Genomic DNA, 13,725 nt, shown 5'->3' on the forward strand with positions numbered 1-13,725 from the left:
AGGTGTTTTTTTACCGTATATTCCTACTGCATTCTAGTTATCAATGTCTATGATTATTTCGAGGGAAAGCGTATAGTCACTGTTGTTCCTCTACCTTTTGAGCTTTGAAAATCAATGGTTCCCTTGTACTTTTCTACAACATTGTAACAAATCATCATTCCTAGGCCTGTCCCTTTACTTTTCAAGGAATAAAAAGGTGTACCGAGGGTCTTAATTTCTGCTTCTGACATGCCTTGTCCATAATCGATCACTTTGATCTCAATGAAATCTTTCTTTCTATTAGCTGATACAATTACAGGATCGCCGGCATTGGAAGCCTCAATGGCATTTTTAATAATATTTACGAGTAACTGCTTAAACTCTATATTATTAGCAGCAATAAAAAAGTCATCTACGACGTTTAACTGGATCTTATTATCATGTAACAACCCATAAGAACAAAGAAAATCCGTTACACTCTGAAGAACATTCTTTACATTGACAGTTTCCATTTCTTTATCTTTATCTGGCTTGGCAATCTCTAAAAATTGAGAAATCACCTGTTCAGCTGTATCCAATTCATCAATCATCAAAGCAAAATGCCTTTTGGCATCTTCACAATTAGGTGCTGTCTCTTGTTGATATAGCTGCAAAAATCCTTTTATGACAGTCAAAGGGTTTCTAATTTCATGAGCAACAGCCGCTGCCAGTTGTCCTGTTATTCTTAGGCGCTCCGATTGTTGTATTTGTTCATAGTATAACTGCTGCTTTTTTATTCGGCGGTGCGATAGATAGAAGATGAAGTACACCATCACCTGGCTGCCTATAAAATTAAGGATATTGCCGGTTATATCTTCTTTTATATAGGGATAGGAATGTCCTTGATCAAAGACTGCAATATAACTAAATGCAAGAACGATAGCCACACTATTTAATAACAATGAAAAATAAAATAGCTTGGAATCAAAAAATAAGATAGAAACAGCTGGCACTAGGCAGAGAAAAATAAAGGTAGACCAAGTGTCTGGATAGAGAAAGAAAAGCGTATAAAAATAAATGAATGTCACTATTGTAATTACCACTCTAAAAATATGCGTAGCATATTTAGGGTAAAATAACAAACAGCCTGCTAGCATAAAAACAAGCACAATGTGGAAAAGATGGCCAAAATCTATTTTTTCCAAATGCGGGTTATCTATTAACAAGCCTACAATCATAAGAGCTATTACACTTACTGCTGTAATGTAATATAATGTTTTATTTACATGAGTATAAATCCCGTTCATATCTACTCCTTTTTATTTTTATATCAAAAAATAACCGCCATTGTTCAATTATTCTCATCACGTCATCTTAAATAACTTTTATATAGTACCATACAATTTTTGTATAACTGGTAGATTATTTTAAGAATTGAAAAATAGGTAAAATAGACGGAGACAGATTCATGATTCAACTCTTCCCTGTCAGAATTAGCAGCTACTATAGCCATTAGTTTACAACCTAATAATGAAATTTAATAAAGGAAAGAAAATATTTCCTACGTATTTTTTCAAAAAAAAGAGAGAGAAGTTCTCTCCCCGTTTAACATATAGTTACTGATTGCTTAAATGAAATTTAATAAAAAATGTCGTGCCTTCCGGTCCTGTTTGAGTTTCAATCTTTGCATGATGTCGAGCGGCAATAGCATAACACACCCCTAAACCTAAACCAGTTCCATTATCCTTTGTAGTGAAAAATGGGGTACCTAGCTTCTCTAATATTTCCGGCTCGATCCCTGTTCCTTGATCTTGTACAGTAAGAACCACATTGTCGTTTCCTTCTTTATAGGTTTTAATAGTAAGCGTTTGCCCTTCACTCATTGCTTCTAGTCCATTCCGATATAGATTGATTAATAACTGGCGTATTTCATTGCGATTTAAAAGTAGCTCTGGAATAGGTGTCGTATGAATTTTAATAATTTTGTTTTGGCTGAACGCATCCACTTTAATCAAGGGAGTCATATCATGAATAAGAGCATTTAAATCCTGCATCTGCAAATCAGAGGTCCTCGTATTGCCCATGGAAAGAAACTCCGTGATAATAGAATTTGCACGGTCCAGCTCTTCAATCATTAAATTAAAATAATGATTGTATTGATCAAAACGATCCTCTTTCTTTAATAATTGTAAAAACCCGCGGACAGTTGTCATTGGATTCCTAATTTCATGGCTGATGCCTGCCGCCATTTGTCCTATTAAATCCAAGCTCGACAATCGCTTTAATTCCTTCTCATATTTCTTTTTGTCAGTTACATTTTTAAAGAGGCAACAGAGACCGTCGTCATAAGGATAAGCGACTATCTCATGCCAATAATCTTCATAGACTGAAGGCGTTTCAAACTGTATGGATATCTGCTCTGACAGTACCCGATGAAACTCCTTATACATCGTTGTTCCAATTACCTCCGGGTATATCTCCCAGATGTTTTTTCCTATTACATCTTCTATTGTTTTATTTTTTGGAAGAAACTGATGTTTGTTTATATAAGTAAATTTCCATTCTTTATCTAAGGTGAAAAATCCATCCGTGATGCCTTCAATGATACTTGTCACTTTCTTATTGGCCGTAGCCAATTCTCTTGTTCGTTCTTCCACTATATATTCAAGTTGATTCATATATTGCAAGTTTAAAAATGCTGGAACCGTCGCATCAACAATTGATTGCGCTATTCGAATTTGGGAATCACAGTAATAGTGGCCTTTCTCCTTTAGATTGACGACAGCTATTACGCCAAGCACTTCTCCCATTGAAATAAATGGGATCATAAGCAGGTTCTCAATATGAAGATGGCTACAACTGTCATGATCCATTCTTTCATCTGCACAAACATCCGGTATAAAAACAGCATTTTTCGCCTTAATAACCTCTTGAATAATAGCTTCGTAGTTTAAACTCATTTGAATATTTTGATACTCTGCTTCTGTCCAATCGCTCTCTTTGCTTAGCCTTACAGATTTTATTACCTTCTTATCCAACGGACCTAGAAGGCATGCAGCTATATGGTGGCTACCTAATACCTTCCCTAAATAGGAAAAGCATGTATCGAGACTTTCCTGCACAGAGGAGCACATCGGTAACTCACGTGTAATATCTAGTAATAACTGCTTTTCGGTAATCAGATTTTCTTTTTGCATAAGGTTGTTCGCATTTTGAATAGCAACAGCAGCCATATTTACATAGGCTTCCACACTTTGAATTTCAGCTTCCGTTAAATTCATTGGAATGCCATAATCAAATAAAAAAACAAGGCCAAATAGCTCTTGCTCGTACGAGATGGGCAGTACTAGTAAGGATTTAATTTTAAAGGCGTTGATAACTGCTGGATCTGGCCTTGAATCCTTTGATGTATGAGGTATATAAATAGGTTTCTTCGTTTCAATTACCTCTTTGGCTAATAAGTCTTTTTTCGGATCAATGATCTGTTTATCAATCGTTATTCCAGCTATAAAATCAGGCTTCCCTACAAATCCTTTAAATGTTCCATCTTGCTGCGGCAAATAAATACCTACAGCATCACACTGAACAATTTCTTCAGATATGGCCTTTGTTACATGTTCAAGCACTTCCCGTAATTCTAACTTTGTATTGATAATCTTTGTTATATTTGCAAGCCGAGAATATCTCGTCTGTTCTACTCCCATTTGCCGATCCCCAATCGTAGAGATAATAAAATAAACCTTATTACATAAACAAGGCCTGCATAGCACTGTTTTGCTTTATTTATGAATATTTTATTACTTCTTATTGTACAGAGGTTCCATTAAATTTAATATAGGCAATAAAGAAAATAATACCAACCTGTAAGAAACATAAGGATATTTTCTTAAAAGCAACCAATTACACGGACGAGCCATAAATAAATTATACCTGAATAAGTAAGACCCCTAGATACCAATTACCTCTAAATACCCTCAAAAATTACAAATTATTGATTTTTTTACTATTTGTCCTTCCTGAATAAAACAATATACATGTTCCCTTTTTATTTCAAATACCATATTGGAATCTAAAAACTTTAAAAAGCAAACGAATGCTGTCAAAAGAAAGACAGCATTCGCTTGCGCCATATCAGGTACCACAATAGGTTCGGTAAGGATGGGAAGTGGGTGCAGCTGGCGTACAGTAATCCTCATACTTATTAGAATATGCGTACGGATTGGAAAGCGCGTCTAGAAGCCTGTGCATGACGCTGTCATCTCCTTCTTCCACAGCTGCAGCTAGCGCCTCTTCTACCCTGTGATTCCTTGGAATGAGCGCAGGGTTGCTTTCACGCATCAGCTGATTGGAAGCATCTTTCGACTCCTTTTGTCTGCCTCGCCTCTCTTTCCAACGTTCATGCCACTTATTAAATTCAGAAGTGGCGAATAGCTCTTGATCCTTCAGACTGTTAAGGGTTAAAGCTCTAAAAGTATTCGTATAGTCGGCATGGTGTTGTTCCATCATATGAAGAAGATCTTTAATTAAGGCTTCATCCTCCGCTTCTTCATTCACTAACCCAAGCTTGGCTCTCATTCCTGCAAACCAATAAGAGTGATATAACTTGGTGAAATGAGAGATTTCCTTTTGAGCTAATTCAACCGCTTTTTCCTCCTCCTCATGCAGCAGTGGCAATAAAGCTTCTGCAAAGCGCGCAAGGTTCCACCCGCCAATGTATGGCTGATTTCCGTAGGCATAGCGGCCTTGAAGGTCGATGGAGCTAAATACAGTCGCCGGGTCATAGGTATCCATAAAAGCGCAAGGACCATAATCAATCGTTTCTCCGCTGATAGTCATATTGTCGGTATTCATTACGCCGTGAATAAATCCAACAAGCTGCCATTTAGCAATTAGTTCTGCTTGACGCCTAATCACTTCTTGAAGCAGAGACAAATATTGCTCTCCATCCCTTTCAATGTCTGGGAAATGCCGGCGTAATGCATAATCTGCCAATGTTTGAAGATCTTCTGCTTTTCCCCAATTCGCTACATACTGAAAAGTACCAACACGCAGGTGGCTGGCAGCCACTCGAGTGAGAATAGCGCCCGGAAGCTCGGTTTCGCGAAATACAGGCTCACCCGTTGTGACCACGGCTAAACTGCGGGTAGTAGGAATACGAAGCGCATGCATGGCTTCACTGATAATATACTCGCGAAGCATCGGCCCAAGAGATGCACGGCCATCCCCGCCACGAGAAAACGGTGTTCTGCCAGAGCCCTTAAGCTGAATGTCAACCCGCTCTCCTTGTGGAGTCACCTGCTCGCCCAGCAGTACCGCTCGCCCGTCCCCTAGCATGGTAAAGTTTCCGAATTGATGCCCCGCGTATGCTTGAGCAAGAGGAGAAGCCTCCTCGGGAATTTTGTTTCCAGCAAGCACGGCTATGCCCTCCTTGCTTTTCAATCCCTGTGCGCTCAAACCTAAATGCTCCGCCAATCGGTCATTAAAAACCACCAGCTCCGGTGAGGGCACAGGGGTCGGATTAGTATGGGAGAAAAAGAAGTTTGGCAGACGGGCATAACTATTGTCCGTGTTCCATCCTATACTCTTACTTTTTGTCATAGCTTCTCCTTTCTTTTTATAAATGTTTTTTGTATATGCAAGAAATGATTTTAACGATCTACACTCATAAAAATACGATGCAGTCTCTTTTTAATGTCTACTTCTACCAATTTATTATACCCTTTCCACAGCTCAATGACGCTTCTTAAATAAAGTTGCTGTCTCTACTATAAAGGCTATGGTATAACCGGTTGTTGATTTCCGCTGCAGGCGGACGCTTTCCAAGAGCGGTCCGTAAGCCGACTCTTTACATGCGCTCTTATGGGGTCTTATCAGGACTCGCTTTTCTCCCTAGAGTCAACGCTATCGCTACAATCAACTATTGAAAAAACCACATTTCTCTTAAACAGAGCCAAATAAAAAGAAGCAGCTTTAGATCGCCGCTTCTTTTCCACCTGTCTACCTCAAATTATTTTACCTTTTGTTACCTTATCCCTTAGTCACTTCATCATCTGTTTGTCCTTCTACAGGAACACGCTTGCCTATTCGAAAAGCATAAAAGCTAACTGTGATCACGGCAAGAAAAACAACACCGACAATCAGCGATATGCGCGTATCATCGTTGAACCACATACCGATTAATACCATGATTAAGAAAGCAATGGTTAGATAATTCGATACCGGGGCAAACGGCATTTTAAATGGATGTTTCTCCATTTCTGCCCCTTTCATTCTTCTGAATGAAATTTGGCTAATCAAAATGATAAACCACGGAACCATGCCGGGAAGTACACTGGCACTATATACATAGACAAATAAATTTTCCGGGGCAAGATAACTTAAAATAACACCGACGGCCAAACCAACGAGTACGCCAAGCGTACCGATTAAAGGAACGCCATTTTTGGACAGCTTCGTAAAGAACTTAGGAGCCTGGCCATTCACTCCTAATGTGTAAAGCATGCGGCCTGCGCTGTAAATACCGCTATTACAGCCAGACATAGCCGCCGTGATAACGACAAAATTAATCAGTGCAGCCGCAGCCGTAATGCCGACCTTTGCAAAAGTGGCAACGAACGGGCTGCCAATAGAATTCAATTGATCCCAAGGATAAACTGTGACAATGATAAAAATCGCACCGATATAAAAAATTAAAATACGCCAAATAATACTTTGAATAGCTTTTGTTAATGTTTTCTTTGGATCTTTTGCTTCGCCAGCCGTAATTCCAATCAACTCGACACCCTGATAAGCTGCTACAACGAGTGAAAGAGCAAAGAAAAAGCCTGACCAGCCACCTGCAAAGAAACCACCGTGTGTCCAAAGATTAGACAACCCCAGAGCACCCCCGCCATTGCCAATACCGAAGAAAATAAGTCCAAATCCCGCCACAATCATTAAAACAATAGTGACAATTTTAATCATTGCAAACCAAAATTCGAACTCCCCAAACGATTTAACAGAAATTAAATTGGCTGCACCAAGAATAATCATAGCAATCATACCCGGGATCCAAGCTGGCAGGTTGGGAAACCAATACTGCATGTATGCTCCAACCGCAATAATTTCTGACATTCCGACAATCACCCATTGAAACCAGTTGCTCCAGGCAGTGATATATCCGGCGAGCGGATGAATATATTTATAGCCAAACGTTGCAAAGGAACCTGTACTTGGCTCTACATACAACATTTCTCCCATTGCACGCATGATAAAAATATAAAAACTCCCGAAATGGCATAAGCCAGCATAACAGACGGGCCTGTCCATTGAATCGTGCTTGCCGACCCCATAAATAAACCGACACCAATCGTTCCACCTAAAGCAATCATCTGAATGTGACGCGACTCCAGGCCTCTCTTCAATTCTTTATTTGCCACTTTTATTTCCTCCTCTTCTACTCCAACAATAGCCGAAATGTTAAGCGGCATACTCTACGCTTTTATTTAACATCAAAGGAACCCATCCAGCGTCACTTCTTATCTACCCTTGAGTATTTCCTTGCTTCTTTTTAGTGTTCCCGCCATTCGAAAGAATGGCCATCTTCCCTTTTGTAATCAACACTAGCAACTTTCTTATTCTATCATAATATTTTTTCAGAAAAATACAACTGTCTTTCTCAGAAAAACACATGTTAATCAATGTAAACAAAGTTAATATCTTTTAATTACAAAAATAATAATTATATTCTGATAACTATAACTAAAAGCCAGTTGCGTGTTATAAAATGGAAGCAGCCAAGAAAAGAATTTTCCCTTGGCTGGATTCATTACTCCAATAAGCTTTCTATACGCTTGCCTTCAGTATAAGTCAACTCTCACATTTCTAGGCAATTGCCATATATTGTTTTGAGGCAAAGTATCATAAATCCCCCCCTATCAACAGCAAACATTTATATGTTAATACTTAGATGAATAAAATCTAATATTGTAATGGAGGCGTAAGGATGGTCAATTTCAAAGCCTATCAAGGGACTATTACATCGATTAGTGATCTGATAACTGGTCAAAATGATATAGGAGCAGGTTGTTATAAACTGCTATCTGCAGACAATGGATCTGGATCTATCGTTAATTTTGTTGCTTCGCCTGCCACTTACTTTGTAGACCATGCGATGGTAGCTGTAGGAGATAAAGTTACAGGCTATTATGATGCAAATGCACCTGCCCCTCTTATTTTCCCGCCGCAATTTCAAGCGCTTGTCATGGCAAAATTTAATCCGCTTCAGAATGTAAAAGTAGACTATTTTAACAGTCAGTTAGAGAGCAGCGACGGCCAATTAAAATTAAATCTCTCGCCCTTTACCCAAATCGTTTTAACCAACGGCCAGGCTTTTTCCAACAATCCAGCAAATCGTAATCTCATTGCTATCTATGGCCCTAGCACAAAAAGCATTCCAGCTCAAACGACCCCCTACAAAATTGTCGTTTTATGCTTTTAATTTTTATTACCTATAGGCCACTACTTACCAAAAATGACTTAAAATCCTATAAGAAAGCGCCTGAATCCCTTTGCCTCGGGAAACAGGCGCTTTCTTTTTACATCTCTTATTCTTTCTAGAAGTACATTTAATGTATTTTTTTACTTTTACACCATCTATCCCCTCTATCTGGAGAGCGTTTGCTTGCTGCACGCTGTCTTCCCATAAATAAAATAATTTTTTACAGCTACTTTGAACCGCTATTCTTTCATTTAAGATACACCTTACTATGATGGGGGTATGCCCCATCATACGCTCACTATTTATTCCTCAGCACCTCTGCGAGTTCATATAGCGAGTGATACTGCCGAATGCGATAATGCCGGCCTTCTTTTTGCAAATAGTCTTTATCGCAAAATTGGGCAAGCACATGTAATAAATGTCGATAAGAGACGCCTAAAAAATCACAAACCGTTACGTGTTTTTCCTTATAAACCCCTTCATCAGCGGTTTGTAAAATAAAATCCGCCAGCCGGTTTTCAAGCGGGAAAGCAAGGCTTTGTGAGTACTTTGCGGCCATTTGCGTGGCTTTCACACTTAAAAACCTCGTTAACTCACGAAGAAATGTGACATCTTCCAGCATCTGGGCACGGCAGCGATATAAAGGAATGGCAAAGCAAATGGTCTTGGTAGAGGTCTGAATCCCTTTTGTGTAGTAAACCTCATGTAGTAACTCCATTTCCCCGATATAATCATTGGTATTGATAAAATTTATTAAGGAAACTTTCCCATTTTGATGGGTCACATAAATTTTTGCTTTTCCTTCTACAACATAAAACAAGAAATCTGGCCTTGTTCCCTCTTGAATGATCCATTCATCACGTTGATATTCCTGTACTTCGATAAACTCTTCAATCGGAAAAGAAAATAAATGAGCAATAGAGTGTTCGTTCAAATAGCACTGTCTTTTTTTATTCTTATAAACTTTCATTAGTCACCTCAAGAAATATGAGATATCTCATATTTTTGTCTGCACCTCCATGATATCATGCAAATAATGGGAGGATAAAAAATGAATACACAACGCTGGATGAGCAAACAATTCTTTAGTTTTTTTATGACATGGGGGATTTTTCTCCCCTATTGGACAGGATGGATGATTCATACAAAAGGGATTACGGTTTCCGAGGCTAGTTTGATTATGAGTTTAGGCTTGGTCGCCAGAGGGCTTGCTACACTGGTTGTATTTCCCTATTTATCAGGAAAATTCAGCAGCAAAACTTTATTAAACGGAATGGCGATTGGGACGCTTATTTCGCTCCTATGCTATATTCCGGCAAGTTCTTTTGCCAGCCTGCTTGTGGTGACATTGCTTCTGCACTTTTTTTATCCAAGTTTGATGCCGGCTTTAGACAGCATTGCTGGCTTCCTGGCACAAAATAAACAATTAAAGCATTATGGAAAAAGCCGTTCATGGGGATCGATCGGGTTTGTCGTAGCCGGAATGATCTTAACCGTCTTTACAGGCGCGCTTGGAGATAAAGTTATTTTATGGGCGCTGTTGCTCGGTACAGTCATCTTCGCAGGCTTGGGTATCATGCGTGCCCCTGCTGTCTTATCAGAGAAACCGACGGCGGAGCAAACAAACACCGGAGGGATGCTGCAACTATTTCGCATTAAACACTTTGGTCTAGTGCTTGCCATCGTGGTTTTACTGCAGGCAGCACATGCTTCTTATTACAGCTACGGCTATATTTTTTTACAAGATATCCATGCACCTAAATACTTAATTGGCGTCATTATTAACATTGCTGTGATCGCAGAAATCATTTTCTTTTCCATCGCCGATCGAAGTTTTCATAAATTTTCCGTCGGCTCCTTGCTAGCGCTAGCCGCACTTGGTTCATCTATACGCTGGATATTGGTATTCGCTTTTCCAAACGTGATCGTTTTCTGTATCGCACAAACGCTGCATGCTTGTTCCTTTGCAATGGGCCATTATGCCTTTATGAAATATTTAATCAAACATATTCCACAGGCGCAGATTCCGAAAGCCCAAGGCATGTATTCAGCGTTAGCCCTTAGCTGGAGCACAGCTATATTCACCATTTTCGGCGGTTATTTATACGAAATTGAGCCAAGATACGCCTTTATTGGGATGATTGTGTGCAGCGTTCCATCTATGTTGTTGGCGCTTGTTTACCGAAGATTGGGACATAAAAAGGACGTTTCCGTTTCTGTTTAATTTGTTAGAGTTTATGAAGGGTAGTACACCACTCCTAACCACTGTAGAGGTCTTTACTTATTTTAACGGTGGCAGTATTTCGCGTCTGCATCAAGATAGAAGAAAGGAGGCCTGTCCATAATGGGTAAGCCTCCTTTCTTTATTTTATGAAATGAGCTGCTATTCTGATTTGAACAACTCAATAGTCAAAGAGAGTATTATATTTATTCCTCTTTGGGTAAAGTAAATGAGGATCAAGCAAAGAGAAACTATAGGCAGAATTCCAAAAATGAATGGAGGAATTTATAATGGCAAATCCGCTATTTACATCAACTGTCACAGCAGTGGGAGGACGAGAAGGAAAAGTAGAATCTCCCGATGGCGTCATCAAATTAGACTTGGCCATGCCGGGAACACCAAGAGCCAAACAGCTTTCTCAGGCAACCAATCCAGAACAGCTTTTTGCAGCTGGATATTCCGCTTGTTTTGACAGCGCCCTGCAATTAATTGCGAAAAAAGAACGCGTCACCTTTCAATCAGAAGTAACGGCAAACGTGAGTTTATTAAAAGACGAATCCGACCAAGGGTTTAAATTAGCCGTAACTCTTCAAGTAAAAGGCAGTGGAATCGACAGAGAACAGCTTGAAGAACTGGCTCACAAGGCTCATGCATTCTGCCCTTATTCAAAAGCAACTCGCGGGAATATCGATGTTACACTAGAAATTATATAAATGCCTTTCGTAACTTTATTTCTAAAAAGAAGCATCGAAGATTATTTAAATAATCTTCGATGCTTCTTTCTTTAGCTATTCTACCCCTGATAAATCGCTCTTTATTATTAAAATAAGATTGAGCCCTACTTAAAACTTCTGTAAAGAAGTTAGTTTGCTGGCTTCTTAATTGTTTTTACTTCGTATACTCCACCTTCTGAATGGATAATATATTCAGGCTTTGGCTTTCCAAGATTGGCTCTATGGCCGGCAATATGAGCATCACTTTTCTCCCATTGTTTCCAATGCTCCTCAGATTCCCATCTAATCATGACAACAACCTCTTCATCGCCACGTCGCACTTTTTTTACCATGACTGTTGCATCAATAAATCCTTCTTGCTCTTCAATCAGCCCTTTTCCACTAAAACGCTCCACTACCTTCTCTGCATTGCCTTCCGTAACCACAGTCTTTCTCATTTGTACAAACATCATTATCTCTCCCATTCTTATATGATTTATACTATAAATGGCCGCCAGTTTTTACCTAGACAAACCTGATGGTTTCCCCCGAAAATGGAACTGGCTTTCATACATACTAAAGTAAAATCCTTTTCTCTGTAACAGCTCTTGATGTGTGCCCGATTCAATGATTTCTCCTTGATGAATAACTAAAATTCGATCAGCATTTTCGATGGTTTTCAATCGGTGGGCAATGACAAAGCTTGTCCGCCCTTTCATCAGCTGATTGATCCCTTTTTGGATTTCTATTTCAGTCTTTGTGTCAATACTTGACGTAGCTTCATCAAGAATCAAAATATCTGAATCACCTAAAATTGCTCTAGCAATAGCCAATAATTGGCGCTGCCCCTGGCTCAAATTAGCCCCGCCAGAAGTAAGCGGAGTTTGATAGCCTTGAGGCAAATGCTTAATATATTGATGAGCCGATGCCATTTTTGCCGCGGCTATCACTTCCTCATCCGTCGCTTCTAAACGCCCGTAGCGTATATTCTCCATAACCGTTCCTGAAAATAAGAACGTGTCTTGAAGAACGATCCCTACTCTTTTTCGCAGCCCGTTTATTTGATAATCACGAATACCCCTGCCATCCACTTTGATTTCACCAGCAGTTACATCATAAAATCTCATTAACAAATTAATAATTGTTGTCTTTCCTGAACCCGTTGGGCCGACAAGTGCAATTTTCTCACCCGGTTGAATTTGAAAATGAATACCCTTTAATACATCCTTCTCTTTTTCATAACTAAAGTGGACATGAGAGAATTCGACATGGCCTGCAAATGAATCTACAGCAATCGCATCCTTCTTATCCAGTACGTCTGGCGTCTCATCCATAATTTCAAATACACGCTCCGCACCAGCGATAGCCGACTGAAACATATTAAATAAATTAGACAGCTGGCTAATCGGGCGAAAAAACTGACGGGAATAGGTAACAAAGGCGGCAATGATTCCAACCGTCGCTTGCCCATGAACCGTCATAATGGCTCCAATCGCAATAACGAAGCCTAACCCGACATTATTAATGAAGTTATTAATAGGGCCAAGAAATCCTGATACGGTATCAGCAGCTAGAGCAGAGTGACGCAATCGCTCATTGACAATTGAAAATTGCTGATTGATTTTTTCCTCTTTGCCAAAAAGCGTAGTCACTTCGCTTCCTGAAATTGATTCCTCGATGAATCCGTTGAGTTCCCCTAAATCCCGCTGCCTTTTAATAAAATAATGGCCGCTGTAAGTGATAACTTTTTTAGTAAAAAAAATCATTAGCGGAATGACAAGAAGCGTAGCAATAGCGAGCACCCAGTTCAGTGAAAACATGGCAATAGCTACCCCTGAAACCATTAAAACAGATGAAAAGATTTGTATAACACTCTGGCTGAGTGCGCTATTCAAATTTTCTATATCATTCGTTATCCTGCTCATCAGATCGCCATGTGTACGTCTATCAAAAAAACTTAGCGACAGCGTTTGAAACTTATCAAATAAATCCTGTCTTAATGTTCGAACCGTTTGTAACGATACCCGGACCATCATAAAGGTTTGCAGCCAGGTAAATAGAGCCGCTGTTAAATAAACAACCGTAAGCAGAGCTAAAAATCGAACCGTTCCTGTGATATCCTTCGGAAGGATATATTCGTCAATGATCATCCCAATCATATAAGGCCCCAGAAGACTCAACAAGGTGGAGAGGATAACAAAAATAATCGAAGCCATCAATGATGCTTTTTGCTTCTCCATATATGACCAAATGCGTTTGAGGGTTCCCTTCCAATCCTTTGCTTTTTCGACTGGTCCATTTATTCCTCTCGGACCACGCGCGCGATGGATCATATTAGGGTTCACCGGTGAAGC

At 39.5% G+C, this 13,725-nt stretch carries 9 protein-coding genes and 1 pseudogene; 3 read left to right on the forward strand and 7 right to left on the reverse strand.

What is annotated here, in order from left to right; genetic code table 11:
• Positions 1-53: 53 nt before the first annotated feature.
• The 4 genes and pseudogenes from CJ483_RS13145 to CJ483_RS13160 form a co-directional block, all read right to left on the reverse strand.
• The gene (locus tag CJ483_RS13145; RefSeq protein WP_120035657.1) at positions 54-1,265 is read right to left on the reverse strand and encodes a sensor histidine kinase; all 1,212 of its coding nucleotides are present in this window, start codon (positions 1,263-1,265) and stop codon (positions 54-56) included.
• Between the two features lie 309 nt (positions 1,266-1,574).
• Entirely contained in the window at positions 1,575-3,662 is a 2,088-nt protein-coding gene (locus CJ483_RS13150) for a GAF domain-containing protein (RefSeq protein WP_120035660.1), read from the reverse strand.
• Between the two features lie 427 nt (positions 3,663-4,089).
• Positions 4,090-5,556, reverse strand: coding sequence for a protein adenylyltransferase SelO (locus tag CJ483_RS13155; RefSeq protein ID WP_120035662.1), 1,467 nt, complete (start codon positions 5,554-5,556; stop codon positions 4,090-4,092).
• 429 nt (positions 5,557-5,985) lie between these two features.
• Positions 5,986-7,376, reverse strand: a pseudogene (locus CJ483_RS13160) (amino acid permease).
• Positions 7,377-7,942: 566 nt separating this feature from the next.
• On the opposite strand from CJ483_RS13160, the gene CJ483_RS13165 reads away from it, so the two are divergent.
• The gene (locus tag CJ483_RS13165) at positions 7,943-8,437 is read left to right on the forward strand and encodes a hypothetical protein (protein ID WP_120035664.1); all 495 of its coding nucleotides are present in this window, start codon (positions 7,943-7,945) and stop codon (positions 8,435-8,437) included.
• 298 nt (positions 8,438-8,735) lie between these two features.
• On the opposite strand, the gene yeiL is transcribed toward CJ483_RS13165, so the two are convergent.
• Positions 8,736-9,407 carry a transcriptional regulator YeiL gene (gene yeiL / locus CJ483_RS13175; protein ID WP_120035668.1) on the reverse strand — a complete coding sequence of 224 codons (672 nt, stop codon included), beginning with the start codon at positions 9,405-9,407 and terminating at the stop codon, positions 8,736-8,738.
• An 81-nt stretch (positions 9,408-9,488) separates the two neighbouring features.
• Between yeiL and CJ483_RS13180 the strand changes: the two genes are divergently transcribed.
• Together CJ483_RS13180 and CJ483_RS13185 are read left to right on the forward strand one after the other, a co-directional pair.
• Positions 9,489-10,661, forward strand: coding sequence for an MFS transporter (locus CJ483_RS13180; protein ID WP_120035670.1), 1,173 nt, complete (start codon positions 9,489-9,491; stop codon positions 10,659-10,661).
• A 287-nt stretch (positions 10,662-10,948) separates the two neighbouring features.
• A complete protein-coding gene (locus tag CJ483_RS13185) occupies positions 10,949-11,371 on the forward strand; it encodes an organic hydroperoxide resistance protein (protein ID WP_120035672.1) in 423 nt (140 codons plus the stop codon).
• Positions 11,372-11,520: 149 nt separating this feature from the next.
• Here CJ483_RS13185 and CJ483_RS13190 read toward each other — a convergent pair whose 3' ends face one another.
• Both CJ483_RS13190 and CJ483_RS13195 read right to left on the reverse strand, forming a co-directional pair.
• Complete coding sequence (locus CJ483_RS13190; protein WP_220702337.1) at positions 11,521-11,841, reverse strand: antibiotic biosynthesis monooxygenase; 321 nt, start codon at positions 11,839-11,841, stop codon at positions 11,521-11,523.
• A 51-nt stretch (positions 11,842-11,892) separates the two neighbouring features.
• The gene (locus CJ483_RS13195) at positions 11,893-13,704 is read right to left on the reverse strand and encodes an ABC transporter ATP-binding protein (RefSeq protein WP_220702338.1); all 1,812 of its coding nucleotides are present in this window, start codon (positions 13,702-13,704) and stop codon (positions 11,893-11,895) included.
• Between the last annotated feature and the right edge of the window lie 21 nt (positions 13,705-13,725).

It is taken from the genome of Bacillus sp. PK3_68, assembly GCF_003600835.1.
In the GTDB taxonomy this organism is placed as follows: domain Bacteria; phylum Bacillota; class Bacilli; order Bacillales; family Domibacillaceae; genus Pseudobacillus.